Here is a 23,841-nt window from a genome sequence, read left to right as displayed (position 1 = left end):
CGATGCCTCCGATGCGGCGTTGGATATTGATAACGATGGTCTAACAGCGATCGAAGAATATGCGCACGGCTCGTTACCGTCTTTAGCTGATTCAGATGCTGATGGTGTTGACGATCCTCTTGACCTCTTCCCTATGGATTCAACTGAGACCGTGGACTTTGATATGGATGGTATCGGTGATAACAGTGATCCAGATGACGATAACGATGGTCTGACAGACGCCTTCGAGGAAGCTTACGATGGTTATGATAAATGGGCTTATAACGATCCGAATTTAGATACCGACGGCGATGGTTTAACGGACTTGGAGGAGCAAACCGCAGGCAGTAGCCCGTTACTAACGGATACCGATGGCGATGGTATGCCTGATAACTATGAAGTCGCCAATGGCCTAGATGTTAATGTTGATGACAGCGCTCTTGATCCTGATGGCGATGGTTATGACAACCTGTGGGAGTTCAACTTAGGTACTAAGGCGAATGAAAATGAGTTTGATGATCGTCAGTTAGCTTTGGTTTCAGAAATCGATAATGGCGAATTGGATAGTAATGGTGAAACATTCAACTATTTAACAGGCCTTAACCAGCTTGAGATTCATTCAAGTGGGCAATGGGCTTATGCACTTTCATCGAATAGATACATTACTGTTTACAACAGAGATGCATCAACTGGAGCGCTAAGTGTTTCTTCTAATATGCTGGACCTGCCTGATGTTGAGGAGTTTATTCTCAGTCAGGATGGCTTATTTGCCTATGTAATAGTAGATGGTGTTCAACCAACGCTTTATCAATACGTTATTGATCAGGCAAGCGGCGCATTGATTCCTTCAAGTTCACTGATATTTGATCGTTTATCTAGTTCGGACAGTTGGACTGGTAATGAATCAACCCCGGTTATTGGACAAGGTAATAGTTTGTCCACCGAGGTGTCGATTTATCATTTAGTCGAGTCACCGGATGGTAAACAGATATACATTGGTACCTTTAAAACAGGTGTGATTGTTTTGGACAAAAACATCACTACTGGTGCTTTGACCTTCCGTGAGCATTTCACGCCATTTGGCGTGGGTTCTGATTGGAATACGGCTGCACCACTGTTTAGATATTTACCATATCATTTGAGCATTACTGATGACGGTTCAAGAGTTGTGACTTCAAATGGTGTGATTGAACGAGATCCTATAACAGGAACGTTATCTAACTACTCACAGTTATCAACCTATACCTTCTCTTCAATGAGTAATTCGGGGGATTCTGAGTTCTTCTTTAATGTCAATCGAACAGAGTCTTCGCCGTATAGCTATAACTTGTTGCTGTTAGGTCGTGATGGTGTTGAGATTCAGTCAGAGCTTGTGGGTACATCAAGTAACGGTTTGGATTTTCCTGCTGTTGTCAGGATACAGCCTGAACTGATGAGTTACGCTGTAACGAGTGACTCTATTACTGCATATTACCTTGGTGATGTGATATTTGCTGAGTTCTCTAAACTTTCTGCTTTAGAAATTCAATCCTTTACTCCAGCGAAGAAAGGTGACTTTGGTTATGCCATTGGCGCGTCTGGTAATGGTATCAAAGTCATCTCCATGGCCTATAAAGGCATTGGTCGTCCTGACGCGGATAATGATGGCGTAGAAGATCTGTTTGATGCCTTCCCTAATGATCCTTCGGAGCAATATGACACCGATAAGGATGGCGTGGGGAATAACAGTGATGCGTTCCCGAACGATCCTTCCGAGCAATACGATAATGATGCTGATGGTATTGGTAATAATGCCGACCCTGATGATGATAACGATGGCATGTTAGATGAAGATGAGCTGGCCTATGGATTAGATCCATTCGTTGATGACTCTGAATCTGACCTGGATGGTGATGGATTAAGTAATGGTCTTGAAGTAAACACCATTGGTTCTCATCCTAACTCTTCCGATACGGATGATGACGGTATGGATGATGGTTGGGAATATAACTATCAGTTGAACCCTCTTGATGCGTCAGATGCCTCGTTGGATTCTGATAATGATGGGTTAACGAACCTAGAAGAGTATGGTTATTCTACAGAACCAAATAACAGTGATTCGGACGGTGATTCGATTCCTGATGGTTGGGAAGTTACCTACAATCTTGATCCAAATGACAGTTCAGATGGCTTGGCTGACTACGATGGCGATGGTTACTCGAATGCCGAAGAGTATGTTGTTAATACTAGCCCGCTAGATCCTCGTTGGTATCCGGGCGCGCCAGGCCTTAACAAGTGGATTGCTTCAACGACGGGTGCCATTAATGCAAGTGTTGCGTTTGATTCTGACGGTAATGCATATGTTGGTTCAGAAGACCGTAATTTGTATGCCTTTGATTCCGATGGCAATGAGCTTTGGACATTTGAAACGCCAGCGTCGGTAGAAACCACTCCCGTGATTGATGCTCAGAACAATGTTTATTTTGCATCAGAGAACGGCGTCTTCTTCTCTCTGGACTCAAGCGGTAGTGAGCGTTGGCAGCTTGAGACTGGGGGGAATTTCACTTCATCACCAGTTATTGGGGAGAGCGGGTTAATCTACTTCGGTACACGCGAAGGGATGGTATACGCCATTACTCAAGAGGGTGATATCGAATGGACCTACGAAGCTGAGGCTGGTATTCGAGGAAAACCGTCCATAGATGCTGAAGGTGTACTCCACTTTGGTACTCTCGGTGGAAAAGTTCATGCTGTACACGCTGAAACCGGTTCCGCGCAGTAAATACAAATAACAAAAACAAAAGATTAGGGGCCGATTGGCCCCGAAGATAGCCGAATAAAAAAGTAAAAGGATTGAATTATGTCATTGAAGCGTATTCTGCTTGTACTGGGATGTCTAACGCTGACTTCAGGGTTTGCATATTCAGCAGAACAAAATGACTTCGAAGTGTATTTTGGCGATTACAATAACGATCACGCCACTGATATATTGGTGAGAAAACCGAAGAAATCCATCTTGCTTCCGTATGAGATTGAAGTCGAGTTAGCGAATTCTGAATCCACAGACTATCTGCTCATACAGAATGAAGACGGCACTTACACCGTCATGTCCGCAGATGCTCAAGGAGATGTGGATAACTTAATCTGGGGAAGGTACAACGGCGAATTAATCTATCAAGATATTGATGGTGATGGAGTTGATGAATTGCTCGTGTCCCGTACAACTGGTGGAACTGTAGCGCTCTCATTGGATGGTGAAACTGTTGTTGGGGTGTCAGCAAAAGTTTCTTCAAACACCCTGAAAGGAACGTCCTTTATCGATATTGATGGTGATGGCGTTCTAGAGGCTGTAAAAACATCAGCAGAAGATTCTCAGATTTCTCCTGCCCAGTCAGGCAGTACACCAAGCTCTTCGTTAGATCAGTTTATTCATACTATGGGCGGTCATGTAGGGGTTGGATCCTCAGGTGCTGCTAGTTATTCGTTACCTGTTTCGTTACCTGAAGGTGTTGGTGGTTTAGTACCTTCTTTAGGTATTTCTTATAACAGCCAGGGTGGGAATTCAAATCTAGGTGTAGGCTGGAGCTTAGGCGGTTTTTCCCAAATTAGCCGATGTAAGCCGACTAAGGCCAGTGACGGTTATAATGTGGCAGCCTCCTACTCGAATCAAGAGAGATTGTGTTTAGATGGCCAGAAGCTGAAGTTGTACAGTGGGACTTACCATGGCAACGGTTCTACTTATCGCACGGAACTGGACAGTTATGCCAAAATTCAAAAGGTGAGCGAATCTCAATTTAAAGTATGGTCATCTGATGGTTTGATTAGTACTTACGGCAAGCCATTTCAATATAACGCAGCAGGTACCAAAGCTGCCGTTTGGATGTTAACAACCATTGAAGATCGTCTTGGTAACACGATCACGTATTCCTATAACAACAGTTCCACTGAAGTTTATCCTACGGGAATTACTTATGGCCATGTAACGGTTGATATCGATTATCGGGATATTCTAACGCCGAGTAATGGCATGGTTCTGAAGGATGTACATTACTACCCTGGTAGCAATTCGGTATTAAGTTCCTCAAAAATCATTGAAGGTATTACTGTCAAAGCAAGTAATAACTTGGTTGATAATTACAGTTTTGATTATTCGTTATCTCCAAAAAGTGACCGTACTCGTTTAGATACTATTCGCCATTGTTTTAATTCAGCTAAAACCGTGTGTAGCAAACCCGTTGATATTCAATGGAATGACGCAGACATCTCATTCAGTAGCCGCCAGACGGTAACGTCGATCTCTAAATTAGACACCAACCAGTTGCATTTGCTTGATATTAATGGGGATGGTTACCGGGATCTAATGTGGGCTGACGAAGATAATTGGAAAGGTATGTATGTTACCGAGGGTGTAGTGACCTCATCTTTGATGAGTCAAAACATTGGACGGAATGCCAAAGAGTATTCGAATTTGGGGCGCCCAATTGTAACTGCAATCAATAATGATAGCTCAAATCAGACATCCATTCTTTCACCGACTGATGATTGGATTGCAGCATGTATTGTCAATGGTAATGTCCGTTTGGCAGGCCCTCCCGGTTATAACCCCTGTGATGATAAAGAGACTTTTCCTAAGGACTATTTTATATGGGAAATTCAGGTTCCAAACTTTGCATCCAACACCACTGGAACAGGGATTGTTGCCTATAACAGTGGTGAAGCTCCGTTAATTTATGACGTTAATGGCGATGGCCTACCTGATGTTGTAACGCTGATTCCTGATTATTGGCAGGAGTTTCTACGTAACTATTCAAAGTTCTGTATTGGTAGACCTTCTCATTCTTCATGTAGCAGTGATTCAGGAAAAAGAATTACCGAACGTTATAAAACGATCGGTGATATGGCCGTTTTACTTAGAACCCCTGAAGGCCCTGATCATTACTTCGAATACTTCATTGATAATGTGCCTGATGGACTAAGTCTTACCGATGCGATGCCGTTCGACTATCAAGGTGATGGCCATCTTGAATTTTTGGTGCCAATTAAAGACTCAGACAGCAATACAACCAGTTGGAAAATTGTAGATGTTGCTGCTGATGGGCAGTCTGCAGCGTTTAATAATGTGAGTTTACCTGTCGGGGCTGGTTGGAGTCGTTCTTATGTTGATTCAATTACTGGTGAGATTACCTCACGTACGGTTAACGGTAATGGTCGGTTATTGGATATTAACTCTGACGGATTGGCAGACTTTGTTCAAAAAGAAATGGAGAATGGCAGTGCTAGGTGGTATGTACATTTAAATAAAGGCGGTACGTTTCACTCTAAGCTTAGTTTGAATATTAATTTTGATGTGGATCCATATAATCTTGGTGTCATGGATTATGAAGGTGACGGTCGACCTGATTTAATTTTTGATACCGGCTCAAATATTAAAGTGGTGTCGATTTCAACCTCTCTAGATAATGGCAGTGTGCGTGTTCACAGCAAGGTTCAAAGCTTTGCCTCGCAGGGGGCAATGCATTTCTCGCCAAGTGTATATCGTGATCTCAGAAATACAAAAGCCAGTGATCTGAAGCTAACATCAATCAAACCATTGTATGTCGATTTTGATGGTAATGGTCTGACCGACATCTTATATGGTAAGGGCAATACGCTTTATTTATATAAACGCAATGGTGAGCCTGCTGACTTGGTAGCATCTATTGATCAAGGGCTGAGTAATAAAGTTGCTATCGAGTATTCAACGCTTGGTGATCAAACTGTTCATGATGCACATCACGAAGGAAATGACCGTGGTTATCCAAATCGACTGGTTCGAGAGTCGTTGCCTGTTGTATATAAAGTGACACGTCCTACTGGTGTAAAGAACACCTATACAAATCAGGAGTATTTATCCACCGATACCTATACCTACTATGGCGCGAGAGCCAATATGGAAGGCCGAGGTTTCTTAGGGTTTAAACAGGTTAAAACCTTTAATAACCTATCGGGAGGGGTCTCGCTTATTACTAAATATAGACATTTCCCTCTTACGGGGATGGTGTCTAATGTGGAAGAGAAACGCTACTCAACACTTCTTAAGTCCCGATCTAACAATTGGCAAACCACCACCATAGGTAGTGGGGCAAATAAACGGTTTGTTAATTATCTAGTGTCGTCTGAAACTAAGGCTTATGAAAGCAATGGTGATCTTGCGGGTATCAGTAAGCAAACGAACAGTGGTTTCAATTCCACATATGGGGTGATGACGTCGTCTGTGTCTCAGGCAAGGTCTGCTTCAGATACACTTGTTTCTCAAGTTAGTACTACCTTAAGCGACTATGACAAAGACTTAACCAATTGGTTATTTGGTTTTCCAAAGGAGGTGAGTACGACATCTAAGGTGGTATCTAGCCAGCTTGGAACTACAGATACTAAGTCTTCAACGTCAAAAAGCTCCCGTTATCAAAGCACAAATTTGGTTGGCTCTACGACTGCCAATGTAGGAACATCGGCAGAATTAACGAGTACTAATGGCTATACAAGCACTGGTGCCTTGTCATCTGTAATTACCAGCGGCAGTGGTTTTACAACAAGAACTGATCTCTCTAGTTCAAACTTTAAACATGGGATTTTACCGCAAACCGTAACTAACGCATTAGGAATGAGCACAAACGTCATTTATGACGATCGCTTTGGTGTTCCGCTGCAATATACCGATGCAAATGGTCTGGTGACCAAAGTCAAATATAATGTCGCTGGTAACCCAATCGCTGAAATTGCCGCAGATGGTACTCAATCTCGAATCTATAAAAGAGAATGCACCAGCAATTGCCCGGATAATGCAGTCTGGGCTCTAACCACCATAGTCACGAATCACAATGCAGTTGGCTTAGGTGCACCCGTGACTACCCAGTATTTTGATGTACAAGGGCGAGTGATTAAAGAGAGTTCAACGTTACCTGATGGCTCTGTGAGTCACATTGATTTTGTCTTTGATCACATTGGTCGTCTATTTAAACAATCCCTTCCATACAGCTCTGGAACACCTAAATACGTTACTTACTCCAATTATGATGCATTAAACCGTCCTTTAACGGTCAGTTATCCAAATGGAACGACAGTACGCCACAGTTATCAGTTATCAGGCGATTTACTTCTTCATACCAGCACAACAACTGTTACTAAAACAGGTGGCTCTAATAAAACGCAAATCCGTAAAGAGTATTACGATGCGGCAGGCATGTTGGTAAAAACGGAAGATTCTGCGGGTACTGAGACAGAATACGCTTATGACGGTAATGGCAATTTGCGTTGGTCTCAAGTAAATGGAGATGATAAAACTGTTGTCAATGTCACGTATAACGACGCCGGCTTTCGAACCAGTTTGGAAGACCCTAACACTGGTGAGACAAGTTTCACCTATGATGCGCTTGGCCGCATGCTTACCCAAAAAGATGCTCGAAATAGGACCCTGAGTTATACCTATGACAAACTCGACCGTATTAAAACTGAAGTGGCTGACGGTATTACAACCACTTATGTTTATGATGTAGGGAGCAAGGCAAAAGGGTTATTAAGTACAGTTTCTTTAAGCAATAACCAATATAAGGCGAACTTCAGTTATGACGGTTTCAGCCGTTTAGTGTCGGAAAGTTATGAGTTGAAAGGTCAGCCGGCAAGAAACTTTGAATATAAGTACGATGCATACAGTCGTATGGTTGAGCAAAGCTACCCAAGCGGTATCAAAGCGGGTTATCAGTACAACCATGCCGGTGCATTAAACGCCATTTTTAATCCAGTGAATGAGCAAACCTACTGGGCATGGAATAAAGTTGATCATTTCGGGAATATCACAGAAGAAGTGTTTGGCAATGGGGTTGTTACCACGAAATCGTATGACCCGAACTCTGGTTCAGTTGTCGATGTCGACACTACTAATAAAGCGGGTGTTAGTTTACAGAACCTGACCTTTAAGCGCGATTCTATTGGCAATCTGATACAGCGTACTCAAAATGGTATCGCAGAGAATTTTTCTTACGATAATTTGAACCGTCTTACTGCTTCACAGGGCGTAACCTATCAATACGATGCACTAGGCAATATTACCCAAAAGAGCAATGTGTCTGATGTAAATGGGTACAAATATAACAATAAAGTGCATCAAGTTAGTCAGATTACACGAGCGGGTGTCACGACAAATTATACCTATGATGCCGCCGGAAACATGGTGAAGCGAGGTTCAACGCAGTTGACCTATAACAGCTTTAATAAGCCGACCTTAATTCAAGACGGTGCCTTAAAAACCAAGTTTGAGTATGGCCCAAGTTGGGCACGTTACTACCGTGAAGACATCAAAAACAGCCAAATAAAACGTCAAACTTATTACCTCAACGGAGGCGACTACGAAGAAACTTATGATGTTGCCTCAGGAACCATTAAATCCAAACAACGGTTTGGGGATAAGGTTCAGCTTGTTGAAACGACCAAGCCAGGACAGTTAAAAGGCGATATTGATGTTCAATACCTTCACAAAGATCATCTAGGGTCTATTGACGTTATTTCTAACGAAGCGGGGCAGATGCTAAATAGCATGACCTTTGAACCGTTCGGAGAAAGAAGACAGCAACGTCCATCTGACCTATTGATGGGGCCTGAACTGGAAAAGATCTTATACGATACAACAACCGATGGCTTTACCGGCCATGAAATGTTGGATGATTTTGGCCTGATTCACATGAATGGTCGGATTTATGACCCTCAGATTGGCCGATTCTTGAGTGCCGATCCGTTTGTACAGGCACCAGAGTTTAGTCAGAGTTTTAATCGTTATAGCTATGTGTGGAATAACCCGTTGAATGCGGCGGATCCGAGTGGGTATTATTATGTGCCTGAAACTAATACTATTGTTATTACAGCTCCTGCTTTACCGGATGAGCCTCCTTTATTGCCAATTGACAGAATTCAAATTGGCATTGATCGAACTATTGGAAATAACCCTATTCCTACAAATCCAAATTGGGATCTCCCTGAGTTTGGAGGGGGGGGCGATAGAACGAGTAATCCTGTTCCTGATAGGAATCAGACCAAGCCTAAACCTAAGCCTAAGAAGAAACCAAAAAAGAAACTTACGAATGTACCAGAGCAGGAAAACTCGGAGTTTAGTTTTGGTGCTCAGCCTACGTTGCCAAGGCAAAGTGGGAGTGTTGCACAGAAGGCGGGATCGCCAGTTGCCATTCCTCTTCCAGGGCTTGGTACATCAACTGGAAGTTTGGGAGAGCTAACTAAGTGGCTCGGTTCTAGGCTTCTTGGTGTATTCGCTTTAGCTATTGTTGATGGTGGTTTAGGTGACTCTTCGGTCTATAGATATTATCACGGAACCGGCGAGTCATCTGCTGCAGCTCTTTTAGCTGGTTTGCCGTTATCAGTACAAGCTGCGACAAGTAAGCATATTGATGGTCAGGTTGGTTTTTATATGGCTGATAATTATGATGCTGCCTTTTTCTTTGCTAGCAGAAGGCTTTCTCGAGGAGAAGGTTTTGCTGTGGTGGAGTTTGCTTTAACAGCTAAAGCTCAAAGTGTATTATTTGAGTCAGGAGCGACTCTTACTCCTATTCCTCAAAATGCTGGAGGTGGCTTTATACCTGGTAATGAGCTCTATATACCTCCGACTGCTTTTGGAGTATTTGATGGCCTAAGGGCCTCTGGACAAATAACTGCTGTTCCTGCAGTCGACCCTTTGGATTAATGTATATATTATTATGAGTAATGATCAGTTAGATGCTGTTTCTTTGGTAAGGAAAAGACCTCGCTTATTTATAGATGGTTTGGATTTTAACGCTGAAAAATTCTGTGGTCGTTATACCTCTCAGGCCCTTATATTGGGTGCCAAGAGTGTAAGGGTTGTGCGATACAATAATGTCTGGATCATAGCGTCAGATTTTAATTGGCTATCCGAAAACCCAAATCTAAGTGATATGCAGTCACCATTTTTTCAAGTAATTAGCGACGAGAAACTTGGGCAAAACAGTTTTTATCAAGAAATAGTCTTGACGGCGTTTTGTGAGTTCGTTGGTGTCTATCAAAATGGTGAGAAAGCCTTTGATATCGGAGCATTCGAGTTTAATGTTCCTTCATTGGATGATGAAATTCTCAATGCTCCTTTATGTGTAGTGTTCAAATCAAAATCAATGTAATCAATGGGGTCAGAGTAATCAATGAATCAATGGGGTCAGAGTAAATTGAAACTGGCTTTTGAGTTAGTTTCAGGCTCTGTCTTCGTTGGGTGTTCTTACTCTGAAATCAATGTTGAAATCAATGTAATGAATCAATGGGGTCAGAGTAAATTGAAACAGGCTCTTGAGTTGGATTCTGGCTTTGACTTCGTTGGTTGTTCTTACTCTGACCCCGATTGATTCTTCCTTCCGAGCATGCTGGTCTAGCTATCGATTCTGTGCGAGGCTTTGACTTCGTTGGTTGTTCTTACTCTGCCCCCTATTGATTCAAGTCCCTGATTTTTCTGCCAGTTGGCAGATCTTCTATCACCGCCTTTTGGCTTTGGTTCTGTTTGTCTTCCTGTTTGTTGTTCGATATAGTCTTTGAAACGATGGTTTCCTAAAACCCACTCTTTATTGGTGGCTGTGTTTATTTGGTCGATAGTCCAGTTTGGAATTTGATGAGTAAACAATGACCGGTAGCGCTGTTGTTGGGCTGCGGGGGTATGACCGAGTTGTGAGTAGCAGGGGTGTGTTGTTAACAGCGATATTGGCTTTCCTAGGGCATTACCTTGATAGCTTGACCAAAAATCAATGGGGTCAGAGTAAATTGAAATAGGCTTTTGAGCTGGTTTCAGGCTTTGACTTCGTTGGTTGTTCTTACTCTGACCCCTATTGATTTTGGCTGGTCTAGCTATCAATTCTGTGCAAGTCCCTGATTTTGCTGCCAGTTGGCAGATCTTCTATCGCCGCCTTTTGGCTTTGGTTCCGTTTGTCTTCCTGTTTGTTGTTCAATGGTCTAGTTATCGATTCTGTGCGAGCTCCTGGCTTCGCTGCCAGTTGGCAGATCTTCTATCACCGCCTTTTGGCTTTGGTTCTGTTTGTCTTCCTGTTTGTTGTTCGATGTAGTCTTTGAAACGATGGTTTCCTAAAACCCACTCTTTATTGGTGGCTGTGTTTATTTGGTCTATAGTCCAGTTTGGAATTTGATGAGTAAACAATGACCGGTAGCGCTGTTGTTGGGCTGCGGGGGTATGACCGAGTTGTAAGTAGCAGGGGTGCGGTGTTAACAGCGATATTGGCTTTCCTAGGGCATTACCTTGATAGCTTGACCAGGGATATTCAGCAGGGTGTTGTACCATTGCTGCTCTAACAGGGTTTAGTTCAATGTATCGACTGACGGTAAGAAAGTAATTGTCTGAGTCGATAAGGGATGATTTGTAACGCCCTTCCCAGAGAGTACCTGTGCGCTTATAGGTGTGATTAAAGTAGCGGACATAATATCTGCCAAGTGATTGCATGACTTTACTGATTCCATTGCTTTCTGTTGGAGCCATTAGTAGGTGAACGTGATTGGTCATCAGAACAAAGGCATGGACAGATACTTGGTATTTCTGTGTGTATTCTTCCAGTTTACATAGATAAACCTTGAAGTCTTGCTGATCAAAGAAACAGGGCTGGCGATTATTGCCTCTTTGAATAATGTGTTGAGGAATATTAGGTAAGCTTAATCTTGGTTTTCTTGCCATAAGAAACATATCTGTTAATGAATTAGATGTTTGATCATCAACAAGAAGTCATCGACGGCAAAACTATATGTGATGTAAAGAGTAGTAATAATTATTTATCAGCGGAAGGTTTGGTTTAATGTCGTCAAAATGTATGACTAAGATTGATATAGTTTGATCTGTTGTAGTACTTGGGGCGAGAGGAATAATGCAAGGAAGAGGGAAGGAATGAATGGTGGGCCTGCACGGACTTGAACCGTGGACCTATCGATTATGAGTCGAGTGCTCTAACCAGCTGAGCTACAGGCCCTTCTTCCTTGATGTGCTTTCCTGAGGTCAGGAGGCCATCGAAATGTGCGCGACATTATAACGATTAGATAAATATCGCGCTACACTTTTGAGATGATTTATTCGTCCAGGAAGCTACGAAGGTGCTCGGAGCGACTTGGGTGACGAAGCTTGCGAAGTGCTTTCGCTTCGATCTGACGAATACGTTCACGAGTTACATCGAACTGCTTACCAACTTCTTCCAAGGTGTGGTCAGTGTTCATATTGATACCGAAACGCATACGAAGTACTTTGGCTTCACGAGCGGTTAGGCCGGATAATACTTCTTTGGTTGCGTCTGACAGGCCATCGCCAGTTGCCGTTTCAACCGGAGAACTGATGTTGACGTCTTCGATAAAGTCACCAAGATGCGAATCTTCGTCATCACCTACAGGTGTTTCCATAGAGATTGGCTCTTTCGCAATCTTCAGAACTTTACGAATCTTGTCTTCTGGCATGTCCATGCGCTCGGCAAGTTCTTCAGGTGTTGCTTCACGACCCATTTCCTGAAGCATTTGGCGAGAAATGCGGTTCAGCTTGTTGATCGTTTCGATCATGTGCACTGGAATACGAATGGTACGCGCCTGGTCAGCAATTGAACGAGTAATTGCCTGACGAATCCACCAAGTGGCATAGGTCGAGAACTTATAACCACGACGGTATTCAAACTTGTCTACCGCTTTCATCAGACCAATGTTGCCTTCCTGAATAAGATCAAGGAACTGTAGGCCACGGTTGGTATATTTCTTAGCGATAGAAATTACCAGACGAAGGTTCGCTTCAACCATTTCTTTCTTGGCACGGCGAGCTTTCGCTTCACCAATCGACATGCGACGATTGATTTCTTTAATCTCAGGGATCGTTAGAGCGCTTTTCTCTTCGATTTCTTTCAGCTTACGCTGAGCTCGGATGATCTCAATGCGATAGACTTCAAGCATTTGAGAGAAGGGCTCATCCGCATCAATGTGGCTTTGAATCCAATCCATATTGACTTCATTGCCTGGGAATTCTTTGATGAAGGTTTTACGCGGCATCTTAGCTCTGCGAATGCACAGATCCATGACTGCTTTTTCTTGGCTGCGAATGTTGTCTAGCGTGCCACGAACGGTATCAACACCGAAATCATAGTATTTAGGTGTTAGTTTGATTGGCGCGAAGATTTCACTGGCTTTCTGTAGCGCTTCAGAGGCTTCTTTGCTGCTGCGGCCTTTGCTTTCTGCCAGAGCCAGGAATTTAGACCATGCGGCTTCTAACTCGCCGAAACGTTCTTTGGCGACCTCAGGGTCTGGGCCTTTGGTTTCTTCATCGTCGGACGAATCGTCATCATCGTCATCGTCGCTATCATCATCGTCGTTAATGTCGCTAGGCTCTGCTTCTGGGCTGTCGCTGGCAACCGCAACGGTTTCGTCGTCAGCCAGAGGATCGATAAAGCCACTGAAGATGTCGCTGATGCGGCCTTCTTCACTTTCCAACGCTTCGTTAAAGTCTGAGAGAATGGTGTCAACGATGCCAGGGAAGTAGGCAACGGCTGACATGGTCTCTCTAAGACCTTCTTCGATACGCTTGGCAATGACGATCTCGCCTTCGCGAGTAAGCAGTTCTACCGTCCCCATTTCACGCATGTACATGCGGACAGGGTCTGTAGTACGAGTGCCGTCGCTTTCCACGGCGGCCAGTGCAGCAGCAGCTTCCTCGGCAGCGGCGTCGTCTGATGAGACTTCGCCCATCATAAGGGAATCGGCATCTGGTGCAGTTTCAACAACATTGATTCCCATGTCGTTGATCATGCGGATGATATCTTCGACCTGATCTGGATCTGAGATATCTTCGGGCAAGTGGTCGTTTACTTCTGCGTAAGTAAGGTAACCTTGCTCTTTACCGCGTGTAATTAGCTCTTTTAGACTCGATTGTTGGGACTTGTCGGACATATCCTGCCTGTAAAAAAACCGATGAAGATGTAGAACACGAAAGCGAACAATTTTAGCATATAAAATGTACTTGTTCCATAAAGTAACTTTGGGTTGTTACTTAAAAAAACAAGGGGACGTAAGAAACTTCTTTCTTTTCATTAAATACGCAATGTATGTTCAGTTGTTTGTACTGGTTAATCTCTAAGACAAAGGAATGAATAAAAAATTCGCACTAACTTTGTCGATACTTTGTTTCGGTTGTTATTTTTTGAAAAACGCCTTTTTCTTTGATTGCCATTGATAATATAGACGGATTTCTTCTTTTGTTGCTGTTTTGAGGTCAATTTTTTCTTTGATCTCGAGCATTTTCTTAGTTTCTTGCTCTTCTATTAGCTTTCCTAGGGTGCTTTCTAGTTCGCTCACTAAGTTTATATTTTCGGTATGAGGAGGGTGTTCAAGTGCTCTTTCCAGATGGATGAAGTTCTCTGAGTCTTGAAAGTAGCCTGCCAGTTGAGCTGTGCTTACAAGATCGGATGTGCCCTCAAGATAATGGAATATGTCATTGAGCAATACTTCTTGAGGGGTATTTGTGCTGAATTGAAATGCCTGCTTGGGTAATTCCTTAATCAGATGCGGATTGTGAGTTATAAGGCGCAATGCGTTGATCGCAAGTCGGCTTTCCAGAGATACCGGCTTGGCTGCTTCATTGGTATAAAAATCCTCATCGGCATAGGCATCAGCGTAGTCGTAGTTGGGTGGGTAAGAGTTGTCGTTGTAATTGTCGTAAAACTCATGCCCTGAGAAATTAGTGTTCTGTGCAGAGGTTGAATGCGGTGATGGTTCGGAAGCACTAGAGAAACGATTAGGCTTTGGTTGTTTATCCTGTGAAAAGTTACCAGACTGCCCCTTCTTTGTTGTACTTGGTGACGCTAGCTTCAAATGCGGCGTTTTTGAATGCAGGGCTTTTGATTGTGGTGATTTCGATTGTAGCGATTTCGACTGTTGGATCAGGGTTTCTTGGGTCAGCCCTGTACGGCGCGCCAACTCTTGAATGAGTAAGTTTTTAATGAAATCCCCAGGGACTTGCTGAATCATGGGCATGGCTTCTTTTGCCATACGAGCTTTGCCTTCCAAGCTGGAGGTGTCCTGGAATTGGCTGAACAAAAACTGATCGATACTATTGGCGTTTTTCAAGGCTGCGTCAAAGGCCGCTTTGCCTCCAGCGGAAACAAGTGTGTCGGGATCTTCACCGTCTGCCAGGAATAAGAAACTGACTTCTCGGCCATCGATAAGTTGACTGAGAGAGAGCTCTAGTGCCTTTTTAGCCGCCTTTAATCCGGCATGGTCGCCATCAAAACAAAACACAATGTGGGAGGTTTGTTTGAACAGTAATCGAACGTGTTCTTCGGTAAGTGCTGTTCCCAGGCACGCTACGGCGTTGTGGATCTGATGTTGTGCCAGAGCGATGACGTCCATGTAGCCTTCAACCACTACTAGCTGTTTTGGGTGGCGATCGTGTTTACGAGCTTGATATAGGCCGTATAGGGTGTTGCTCTTATGGAAAATCGGTGTTTCCGGGGAGTTGTAGTATTTGGGCTTTTCGTCTTTCGCTAAAACACGCCCGCCAAAGGCGATGGTTCGTCCGCTGGTGTCGAGAATAGGGAAGATGATGCGATCACGGAAGCGATCATAGTAATCGTCATCTTTTTGTTCTTTCTCAGCCAATAAGCCGGCAGTGGCTAATAGCTTTCGGGTGTCTTTGTCTGTACCCAGCGCTTTGAGTAGGTTGTCCCAACCCGCTGGTGCAAAGCCCAGTTGAAAGGCCTTAGCGGTATGGCCGGTCATGCCTCGCCCTTTGAGGTAGTTCACTGCTCTTTGTTTGGTTGGGTGTTGTCGCAATTGTTGTTGGAAATAGTGATTAGCTTTTTCCATGAGATCGAACAGGGCTTGCTGTTCTTGTTTCTTTTTTAGATACGCTTCTTTGTTTTGTTGGCTGGCTTCTTCGCGAGGCACTTCCATGCCGAGGGAACCTGCCAATGTTTCGATGGCTTCAACAAAGTCGAGTCGGTCGTGTTCAATCAGGAAGGTAAGGGCATTGCCGCTCGCGCCGCAACCGAAGCAATGATAAAGCTGTTTGCTTTCACTGACACTAAATGACGGGCTTTTTTCGTTATGAAAAGGGCATAAGCCCATATGGTTGCTGCCGGACTTTTTGAGCTTGATGCGGTTGCCAATGAGTTCGACGAGGTCAGTACGTGCAACGACATCGTCGATGAATTGCTCAGGAATGCGTCCGGCCATAGGGCTATTTAGATCTAGGGAGGTAAATTATTGCAAGGCAGCTTTGACTAGCTGGCTAACCTGGCCCATGTCTGCTTTACCGACTACTTGAGGTTTGATGACGCCCATCAGTTTGCCCATGTCTTGCATGCCGGCAGCGCCAGTTTCTTCTTTGGCGGTGTTGATGATGTCTTTCAGTTCATCTTCAGTAAGTTGTGCAGGCAGGAATTCAGAAAGAATGCCCACCTCCAGCATTTCTTGGTCGTACAAATCCTGACGATCGGCATCTTTGTACTGGCTGGCAGCGTCTTTACGCTGTTTGACCATCTTGTCGATAGTCGCAATTATGCGAGTATCTTCGATGATTGCATCTCGTTCCATCCCTTCATCAACACGTATTTGTTTGAATGCAGCTTGCGCGCCGCGAAGTACCGTTAGACGGCTCTTTTCTTTGTTACGCATTGCGTCTTTTACAGCGGCTTTAATTTTATCTTCCAGTAATTCACCTGACATGATGGTCTCCTTGGCCGAGGTGGCGCCAACTAAATAAATTTAGAGAAAGGGGGTTGGGATTGAGAGCTTATAGTTTCTGTAGTCCAGAAACAACAAAAGAAGCCGAAGCTTCTTTTGTACTGGTCACTGCAACTAGCTCAGTCTTAGTAAAGACGCTCGAAGCGCTTTTGCTCGCGCTGAACTTTTTTCGCGTGACGCTTAACTGCTGCAGCTAGCTTACGCTTGCGAACAGAAGTTGGTTTTTCGTAGAACTCGCGACGACGTACTTCAGAAAGAACGCCCGCTTTTTCGCAAGAACGCTTAAAACGGCGCAATGCGATATCAAATGGTTCGTTTTCTTTAACTTTTACCGCTGGCATCAATAATTACCTATTGTTGTGTGACCAGTTTATTAACTCTTGTCTCTTCGAATGCCCTATATAGAAGGTAAGTACTTCACTTCAGAGCCCTACGCCAAGAAACAATAGCGTCAATTCGTGAGGCCGCACATTCTATATTCGTCATAGGGAAAAGTAAATCCCTATTTTTGCATTTGAATGGAATTAACTGGCCATTATAAGGATGTATATTTTTTGGTCAATTTTTGTTCGCTGTTTGGTCATTTTTACAGCGGAATGCAGATGGGATGGGCTATTCAATGTCTCTCTTAGACATTACACTAGCCGCTTTTCTTTTGTCTGAAACATTTATCTGAGGTTGTTATGTTGGTACTCGGTATTGAGACGTCCTGTGATGAAACCGGAGTGGCGCTCTATGATACAGAGAAAGGCTTGCTTGCGGATGCGTTGTACAGCCAAATTGAGATGCATAATGAGTACGGTGGTGTGGTGCCTGAGCTTGCATCTCGTGATCATGTAAAGAAGCTTCTGCCATTAATTCAATCAACCTTAGATAAAGCCGGAATCCAGAAACAGCAGGTCGATGCCATTGCCTACACTAAGGGGCCTGGTTTGGTGGGTGCGTTAATGGTAGGTACCATGACAGCCAGAGCGATTGCTTTTGCCTGGGGTATTCCTGCCTTAGGCGTTCATCATATGGAAGGTCATTTATTGGCTCCTATGTTGGAAGATACTCCGCCAGAGTTTCCGTTCGTCGCTTTGTTAGTGTCGGGAGGCCATACGCAACTGGTTGAGGTGCAAGGCATCGGTCAATATCAATTGCTGGGTGAATCTTTGGATGATGCGGCGGGTGAAGCCTTTGATAAGGCAGCTAAAATGATGGGTTTGCCGTATCCCGGTGGCCCGCACATTGCCAAGTTAGCTTCTCAGGGAACCGAAGGGCGTTTCAAGTTTCCTCGCCCAATGGTGGATCGTCCAGGCTTGGATTTTAGCTTCAGTGGCTTAAAAACCTATACCTTAAATACCGTACAAGCCTTGGAGAAAGAGCAAGGTCAGTTATCTGATCAGGATAAAGCGGATATTGCTCATGCGTTTCAGGAAGCCGTGGTGGATACTCTTGCTATTAAGTGTCGTCGTGCGCTTGAACAAACCAGCATGAAGCAGTTGGTGATGGCCGGTGGTGTATCAGCAAATACTCGTCTACGTGAAAAGCTTGAGCAGGCGTTGGCGAAAGTGGGAGGGCAGGTGTTCTATGCGCGACCTCAGTTTTGTACCGATAATGGTGCCATGATTGCTTTTGCTGGCGCGCAGCGTCTTGATGCCGGGCAGCAAGACGATTTGGCGGTGAAACCCGTAGCGCGTTGGCCGTTGACTGAACTTCCTGCTATCTAATTCGATGATTCGGTTTTATTTCTCAGGTCTCGGTTTTATTGATCAGATCCGGGTTATTTACCAGATAAAAGCTGAATTCACTCGGAGAACCCTTTCTTCGAATGGATCAGTTGTTTGATGTTACTTCGGTGGCTGAAGACCAGCACCAGGCTGCAGGCCAGCCATAGAACGGTATATGGATCTTCAAGAATAAAAGCCACTAATGGGCTGATGAAGGCTGCAATTAGTGCTGCATGCGCTGACACGCGCGTAATAAACAACGCCGTTAGCCAGCAAAATAACGTAAATAAGGCTAACCCAAGCGATGTGGCGAGCATCACCCCAAGTATCGTAGCGACGCCTTTCCCGCCTTTGAATTGAAAAAAGATCGGATAGATATGGCCTAAGATGGCGGCCATGCCAGTAAGGGTCATCCAGGCAATGTCCTCTCCCAGCCAGTGTTGATAGAGCCAAATAACCAAGAAGCCTTTCAGTACATCCCCTAGTAACGTCAATAAGGCAAAGCTCTTGCCGTAAAGCCGCATCATATTGGTGGCGCCGGCATTTCCTGAGCCTGAGCTTCGAGGATCATTCAGTCCTTTAAAGTAACTGATCACCAAGGCGGTCGGAAGCGAGCCCAATAAGTAAGCAAAAATGATAAAGGCTGACGAGTCGAAAGGAGTCTGTTCCATGTCTATTTGATTAACGGCATCTTGTGAATAAGAAAGTCGTCTCTGTCCGGGTGATCCTCTGGTATCATACGCCCTTTCAAATCAAAGACCATCATTTAACGTCATAGAATCTCCATGGATAAAACCTTTATTCGCGACCTCAAAGTGCATGCAGTTATTGGTGTATACGACTTTGAACGCAAGCATGCGCAACCTTTAAGTTTCGATATTGAAATGACCTCGGATTTAACCGGTGCCGCTCAATCGGATGACCTTAATCAGGCAATCAATTATGCCGCCGTCAGTCAGGATGTTATTGATTTGACGAAGTCGCTTAAACCTTTGTTGATTGAACGGTTGGCGGATGCAGTGGCGACCATGATTCTTGAAAAATATCAGCCGCAGTCGGTAACGATTCGAATATCAAAACCGGATGCGGTGCCTGCAGCAGCGGCTGTTGGCGTCGAAATTACTCGTTCTAATCGTTCAATTATTTCGTAGAGGTAAGTTATGGCTTCGGTGTACGTCAGCATTGGTACCAATATCGATCGTTATACCCATGTGACCGCGGCATTGGATCACTTACAAGCCTTCTTCGGTGCGCTGGATGTTTCTCAAGTGTACGAAAGTGAAGCGGTGGGGTTTGATGGCGATAATTTTCTGAACCTGGTTGCTCGGTTTGATACTCAACTTCCGGTGGCTGAATTATCTCGTTGGTTAAAACGATTAGAGGATGATTACGGCCGTTGTCGTGATTCTGAAAAATTCAGTGCGCGTACATTGGATATCGACATTCTGACTTACGATGATCTGCTTGGGGACGTCGACGGCATTGAACTGCCACGTGATGAAGTCACTAAAAATGCCTTTGTATTGTTACCCTTGTCAGAGATCGCTGCGGACGTTCAGCATCCGGCGTATGATCGCAGTTACGGCCAACTGTGGGCCGACTACGATAAGGCCAAGCAAAAACTTTGGTCTGTCGATTTTGAATGGCAAGGCCAGGCAATCTCAAAGGCTTCCTAGCCGAGCGCGGTTTTAGAGTCAGCTGTACAGTCGGCGACCGCCATCCACAGAAATGATTTCACCCGTAATGTAGCTCGGTCCACAGCCAAGAAATAACGCCGTTTCTACGATATCTTCAATGCTTCCCAGTCGCTGACTGGGAATTTTCTCCAATGTTTGTTGCTTATAACTGTTGGCTATCTCGCCATCCTGATCTGGCCAGAGAATTGCGCCTGGAGCGATGCCGTTCACACGAATCCTTGGCGCCAGTTCTTTCGCCAATGATTGAGTCATCATCTGGTTGGCGGCTTTGGCCATGCAATAGACAGTGTGATCTTTAAGCGGCCGTTGAGCATGAATGTCCAGCATGTTGATCACGCTGCCAGGTGTATTGTTTTTCTCATGACGTTTATTCAACAGCGGTAATAATGCTTGTGTTAAGAATAAAGGGGCTTTGGCGTTGCTCTCGAATAGATCATCCCACTGAGTTTCGGAGACTTCACCGATCTGTGTTGGATAAAAGCTGGATGCATTATTGATTAATACGTCCAAATGATCCGTAATGGCTGTAACTTGCTCTTTGATTTTCTCAATATCACTGAGTTTGCCCTGACAGAGAAAGGCTGAGTTTGGGCAGAGCTCATTCAGTTCCGTTGCTAATGCATCCGCTTCCGTATGCGATTGGTTGTAATGAATGATCACAGTGAAGTCGTTTTGGTGAAAGGCGCGCGTCATCGCTGCGCCTAGTCGTTGAGATGCGCCTGTGATAAGAATGGTTTTGTTCGCGTTCATGGCTTTAGTTTGCTTAAAAATAAACACACCTTATGACACTTTCGGGTGATATGCATTCCTTAGTAGAAATTAAAAACCTGCCTAGTTGGTCAGATTTGTAAAGTTTTGCTTCAATATCCTTTCAAATTCATAGAGTTGTCTATACTGAAAACCATTGGTTTTTTAATGAGCGATTCATCTTAAAGGTTTATTCCAATAAATCGCCATCGTTATAGAAAGGACTTGGAGAGCGCATGAGTCAGCACGATATTGATCCTACGGAAACGGAAGAATGGTTAGCGGCCTTTCAATCGGTTATTCACTTCAGTGGTAAGCAACGAGCACAATTTCTACTCGATAAACTTCTTAATAAAGCCAGCCAGCTTGGCTCAATGACGCCTTATGCGTTGACCACACCTTATCGAAATTCAATTCCCAAAGAGGCTGAGCCGCCATATCCGGGCGATGTGTTTATGGAGCGTCGTATTCGCTCCATTATTCGTTGGAACGCCTTGGCCATGGTGATGCGTGCTAATAAAGAGTCGTCGGACATTGGTGGACACATTGCCAGTTTCTCATCCAGTGCGACCTTGTATGACATCGGCTTTAATCACTTTTTCCGAGCGGCGTCTGAGCAACATGGCGGGGATTTGGTGTATGTGCAGGGGCACAGTTCGCCAGGCGTGTATGCACGCTCTTTCTTGGAGGGGCGACTAAGTGAAGATCAGCTCGATCACTTCCGACGAGAAGTGGATGGCGGTGGTTTGTCGTCGTATCCGCACCCGTGGTTGATGCCAGATTATTGGCAATTTCCAACCGTATCCATGGGGCTTGGGCCGTTGCAGGCCATTTATCAGGCGCACTTTATGAAGTACCTGGCCAGTCGTGGTTTGGTGGATATTCAGGATCGAAAAGTCTGGGCGTACATTGGCGATGGTGAAACTGATGAGCCAGAAACCTTGGGCGCCATTGCACTCGCGGGTCGGGAAAAGCTCGATAACTTGGTGTTTGTGGTGAATTGTAATTTGCAGCGGCTCGATGGACCGGTGCGTGGTAACGGTAAGATCATTCAGGAACTGGAAGGGCAGTTCCGAGGTGCGGGGTGGAATGTCGTTAAAGTGGTGTGGGGGCGTCATTGGGACCCTCTACTAGAGAAAGACAAGGATGGCATCCTTGAGCGTCGAATGGATGAAGTGGTCGATGGTGAATACCAAAACTACAAAACCAAGGGTGGTGCTTATACCCGTGAGCATTTCTTTGGGGCGTACCCAGAGCTGTTAGATTTAGTGAAAGACTACAGCGATGAGCAGTTGTATCAGCTCAATCGCGGTGGTCATGATCCGTACAAAATTTATGCAGCGTATGCCGCCGCAGCCAGCCATAAAGGTCAACCAACGGTGATTTTAGCCAAGACGGTTAAGGGCTATGGTATGGGACAGGCGGGTGAAGCTCAGAACAAAACTCATTCGGTTAAGAAGCTGGAAATGGAATCGCTTCAGGCCTTCCGAGATCGCTTTGATATTCCTGTTTCGGACGAACAGTTGGAGTCGTTGCCTTATTACCGTCCGGAACAAGATTCCGCTGAAATGCGCTATATGAATAAACAGCGTGAGAAATTGGGAGGTCACTATCCGGCACGGCGAGCGCATTCGGAAAGTCTTACCGTACCAACGCTGGCTTCTTTGAAAACGCATTTGAAAGGCTCGAATGGCCGTGAAATTTCAACCACCATGGCGTTTGTTCGCTTGCTATCGACTTTGGTGAAAGATAAGAAAATTGGCGAACGCATTGTGCCTATCGTTCCAGATGAAGCGCGTACCTTTGGCATGGAAGGGATGTTCCGTCAGTTAGGGATTTATTCTGCGGTGGGGCAATTGTACGAGCCACACGATTCCGGCCAATTAATGTATTACAAAGAGGACATCAAGGGGCGCATTCTTGAGGAAGGGATCAACGAAGCCGGTGCCATGGCGGCGTGGATTGCGGCTGCGACCTCGTACAGTAACAACAACTTCCCGATGGTACCCTTCTATATCTTCTATTCCATGTTTGGTTTTCAGCGCATTGGTGATCTGGCTTGGGCGGCTGGGGATATTCAAGCGCGAGGTTTCTTGCTGGGTGGCACGGCCGGTCGAACTACGCTAAACGGGGAAGGGCTTCAGCATCAGGACGGCCACTCTCATATTCTGGCCTCAACCATTCCTAACTGCCGGGCGTATGACCCGACCTATGGTTATGAGTTAACGACCATTGTTCAGCACGGTTTGCAGGAAATGTACGCTGATCAGAAGAATGTTTATTACTACATCACCGTAATGAATGAGAACTATGAACACCCGGATATGCCGGAAGGTGCGGAAGAGGGCATCATCAAAGGCATGTATCTGCTCAAAGAAGACAAGACCAACCGAAAAGCCCGAGTACAGTTGCTGGGCAGTGGCACCATTCTCAGAGAAGTAGAAGCCGCGGCGGAAATTCTGTCTGAGAAATACGACGTGGCGTGTGATGTGTGGAGTGTGACCAGTTTCAACGAGCTAGGCCGTGATGTTCAATCGGTGGATCGTTGGAACATGCTTCACGCTGATAAGAAACCGAAATCTTCCTATGTTAAAGATTGCTTGCTGAATCGTGGCCAAGCGGCCGTTGCCGCAACCGATTATATGAAGGCCTATTCCGATCAGATCAGAAAAGACGTTCCTATGGAATACATTACCTTGGGGACGGATGGCTTTGGTCGAAGTGACACTCGTAAGAAGTTAAGGCATTTCTTCGAAGTCGATCGTGATTATGTCTGCATTGCTGCGTTGTATGGCTTGGCTCAGCAAGGCGTAATAAAGCCGGCCGTAGTGAAGAAAGCTATGAAAGAGTTTGATATCGACGCTGAAAAAATAGATCCAATGTTGTTGTAGCGAGTCCGACTCACACAAATATGACTCTGAATGATGAGCCTTCAATGCGTTGTCGGTTCATCGTCAGTCTACAAGGACAAGATACATGAG

15 protein-coding genes and 1 tRNA gene are annotated in these 23,841 nt (G+C 44.8%); 8 read left to right on the top strand and 8 right to left on the bottom strand.

The genetic code is table 11. The features are described from left to right. From ACFOEK_RS07570 to ACFOEK_RS07555, 4 genes are all read left to right on the top strand, one after another. Window positions 1–2,740, top strand: a 2,740-nt coding sequence (locus ACFOEK_RS07570; protein WP_386718503.1) for an outer membrane protein assembly factor BamB family protein, incomplete at its 5' end; no start/stop codon positions are given. Between the two features lie 78 nt (window positions 2,741–2,818). Then, window positions 2,819–9,682: an RHS repeat-associated core domain-containing protein gene (locus ACFOEK_RS07565; protein ID WP_386718500.1), complete on the top strand. Its 6,864-nt coding sequence runs from the start codon at window positions 2,819–2,821 to the stop codon at window positions 9,680–9,682. A 13-nt stretch (window positions 9,683–9,695) separates the two neighbouring features. Beyond that, window positions 9,696–10,130 (top strand): hypothetical protein, encoded by a 435-nt coding sequence (locus ACFOEK_RS07560; protein WP_386718497.1) that lies wholly within the window; start codon window positions 9,696–9,698, stop codon window positions 10,128–10,130. Window positions 10,131–10,151: 21 nt separating this feature from the next. Next, window positions 10,152–10,349 (top strand): hypothetical protein, encoded by a 198-nt coding sequence (locus tag ACFOEK_RS07555; RefSeq protein ID WP_386718494.1) that lies wholly within the window; start codon window positions 10,152–10,154, stop codon window positions 10,347–10,349. A gap of 602 nt (window positions 10,350–10,951) precedes the next feature. Here ACFOEK_RS07555 and ACFOEK_RS07550 read toward each other — a convergent pair. The 6 genes from ACFOEK_RS07550 to rpsU all read right to left on the bottom strand — a co-directional run bounded on the left by ACFOEK_RS07550 (window position 10,952) and on the right by rpsU (window position 17,045). After that, window positions 10,952–11,677 (bottom strand): transposase, encoded by a 726-nt coding sequence (locus ACFOEK_RS07550; protein WP_386718491.1) that lies wholly within the window; start codon window positions 11,675–11,677, stop codon window positions 10,952–10,954. A gap of 212 nt (window positions 11,678–11,889) precedes the next feature. Further along, window positions 11,890–11,966, bottom strand: a tRNA-Ile gene (locus ACFOEK_RS07545). A 97-nt stretch (window positions 11,967–12,063) separates the two neighbouring features. After that, window positions 12,064–13,911, bottom strand: a complete 1,848-nt coding sequence (gene rpoD, locus ACFOEK_RS07540; protein ID WP_386718488.1) for an RNA polymerase sigma factor RpoD — start codon at window positions 13,909–13,911, stop codon at window positions 12,064–12,066. A 243-nt stretch (window positions 13,912–14,154) separates the two neighbouring features. Then, window positions 14,155–16,194, bottom strand: coding sequence for a DNA primase (dnaG, locus tag ACFOEK_RS07535; protein ID WP_386718485.1), 2,040 nt, complete (start codon window positions 16,192–16,194; stop codon window positions 14,155–14,157). Between the two features lie 27 nt (window positions 16,195–16,221). Then, entirely contained in the window at window positions 16,222–16,686 is a 465-nt protein-coding gene (locus ACFOEK_RS07530) for a GatB/YqeY domain-containing protein (RefSeq protein ID WP_386718482.1), read from the bottom strand. A gap of 143 nt (window positions 16,687–16,829) precedes the next feature. Further along, a complete protein-coding gene (gene rpsU / locus ACFOEK_RS07525; RefSeq protein WP_284383673.1) occupies window positions 16,830–17,045 on the bottom strand; it encodes a 30S ribosomal protein S21 in 216 nt (71 codons plus the stop codon). Window positions 17,046–17,387: 342 nt separating this feature from the next. On the opposite strand from rpsU, the gene tsaD reads away from it, so the two are divergent. Next, window positions 17,388–18,416, top strand: coding sequence for a tRNA (adenosine(37)-N6)-threonylcarbamoyltransferase complex transferase subunit TsaD (tsaD, locus tag ACFOEK_RS07520; protein WP_386718478.1), 1,029 nt, complete (start codon window positions 17,388–17,390; stop codon window positions 18,414–18,416). Between the two features lie 77 nt (window positions 18,417–18,493). Here tsaD and plsY read toward each other — a convergent pair whose 3' ends face one another. Beyond that, window positions 18,494–19,087 carry a glycerol-3-phosphate 1-O-acyltransferase PlsY gene (plsY, locus tag ACFOEK_RS07515; RefSeq protein ID WP_386718475.1) on the bottom strand — a complete coding sequence of 198 codons (594 nt, stop codon included), beginning with the start codon at window positions 19,085–19,087 and terminating at the stop codon, window positions 18,494–18,496. A 114-nt stretch (window positions 19,088–19,201) separates the two neighbouring features. On the opposite strand from plsY, the gene folB reads away from it, so the two are divergent. Both folB and folK read left to right on the top strand, forming a co-directional pair. Beyond that, complete coding sequence (folB, locus tag ACFOEK_RS07510; protein ID WP_386718472.1) at window positions 19,202–19,567, top strand: dihydroneopterin aldolase; 366 nt, start codon at window positions 19,202–19,204, stop codon at window positions 19,565–19,567. Between the two features lie 9 nt (window positions 19,568–19,576). After that, a complete protein-coding gene (gene folK, locus ACFOEK_RS07505) occupies window positions 19,577–20,092 on the top strand; it encodes a 2-amino-4-hydroxy-6-hydroxymethyldihydropteridine diphosphokinase (RefSeq protein ID WP_386718469.1) in 516 nt (171 codons plus the stop codon). A gap of 18 nt (window positions 20,093–20,110) precedes the next feature. Here the strand turns inward: folK and ACFOEK_RS07500 are convergent, their stop codons facing one another. Beyond that, complete coding sequence (locus ACFOEK_RS07500; protein WP_386718466.1) at window positions 20,111–20,863, bottom strand: pteridine reductase; 753 nt, start codon at window positions 20,861–20,863, stop codon at window positions 20,111–20,113. Window positions 20,864–21,096: 233 nt separating this feature from the next. Between ACFOEK_RS07500 and aceE the strand changes: the two genes are divergently transcribed. Then, window positions 21,097–23,751: a pyruvate dehydrogenase (acetyl-transferring), homodimeric type gene (aceE, locus tag ACFOEK_RS07495; protein ID WP_386718463.1), complete on the top strand. Its 2,655-nt coding sequence runs from the start codon at window positions 21,097–21,099 to the stop codon at window positions 23,749–23,751. Window positions 23,752–23,841 lie beyond the last annotated feature (90 nt).

This window comes from Litoribrevibacter euphylliae, from assembly GCF_042646085.1.
GTDB classification, from domain to species: Bacteria; Pseudomonadota; Gammaproteobacteria; order Pseudomonadales; family Litoribrevibacteraceae; genus Litoribrevibacter; species Litoribrevibacter euphylliae.
The sequence above is the reverse complement of the archived record's forward strand: the minus strand, read 5'-3'. Positions and strand labels throughout refer to the sequence as shown.

Coding starts and splice junctions, on each gene's coding strand:
- ACFOEK_RS07550 (WP_386718491.1), bottom strand. CDS start 11,677: ATGGCAAGAAAACCAAGATTAAGCTTACCTAATATTCCTCAACACATT.
- ACFOEK_RS07530 (WP_386718482.1), bottom strand. CDS start 16,686: ATGTCAGGTGAATTACTGGAAGATAAAATTAAAGCCGCTGTAAAAGAC.
- ACFOEK_RS07500 (WP_386718466.1), bottom strand. CDS start 20,863: ATGAACGCGAACAAAACCATTCTTATCACAGGCGCATCTCAACGACTA.
- aceE (WP_386718463.1), top strand. CDS start 21,097: ATGAGTCAGCACGATATTGATCCTACGGAAACGGAAGAATGGTTAGCG.
- folB (WP_386718472.1), top strand. CDS start 19,202: ATGGATAAAACCTTTATTCGCGACCTCAAAGTGCATGCAGTTATTGGT.
- ACFOEK_RS07565 (WP_386718500.1), top strand. CDS start 2,819: ATGTCATTGAAGCGTATTCTGCTTGTACTGGGATGTCTAACGCTGACT.
- rpsU (WP_284383673.1), bottom strand. CDS start 17,045: ATGCCAGCGGTAAAAGTTAAAGAAAACGAACCATTTGATATCGCATTG.
- ACFOEK_RS07560 (WP_386718497.1), top strand. CDS start 9,696: ATGAGTAATGATCAGTTAGATGCTGTTTCTTTGGTAAGGAAAAGACCT.
- ACFOEK_RS07555 (WP_386718494.1), top strand. CDS start 10,152: ATGAATCAATGGGGTCAGAGTAAATTGAAACTGGCTTTTGAGTTAGTT.
- tsaD (WP_386718478.1), top strand. CDS start 17,388: ATGTTGGTACTCGGTATTGAGACGTCCTGTGATGAAACCGGAGTGGCG.
- rpoD (WP_386718488.1), bottom strand. CDS start 13,911: ATGTCCGACAAGTCCCAACAATCGAGTCTAAAAGAGCTAATTACACGC.
- folK (WP_386718469.1), top strand. CDS start 19,577: ATGGCTTCGGTGTACGTCAGCATTGGTACCAATATCGATCGTTATACC.
- plsY (WP_386718475.1), bottom strand. CDS start 19,087: ATGGAACAGACTCCTTTCGACTCGTCAGCCTTTATCATTTTTGCTTAC.
- dnaG (WP_386718485.1), bottom strand. CDS start 16,194: ATGGCCGGACGCATTCCTGAGCAATTCATCGACGATGTCGTTGCACGT.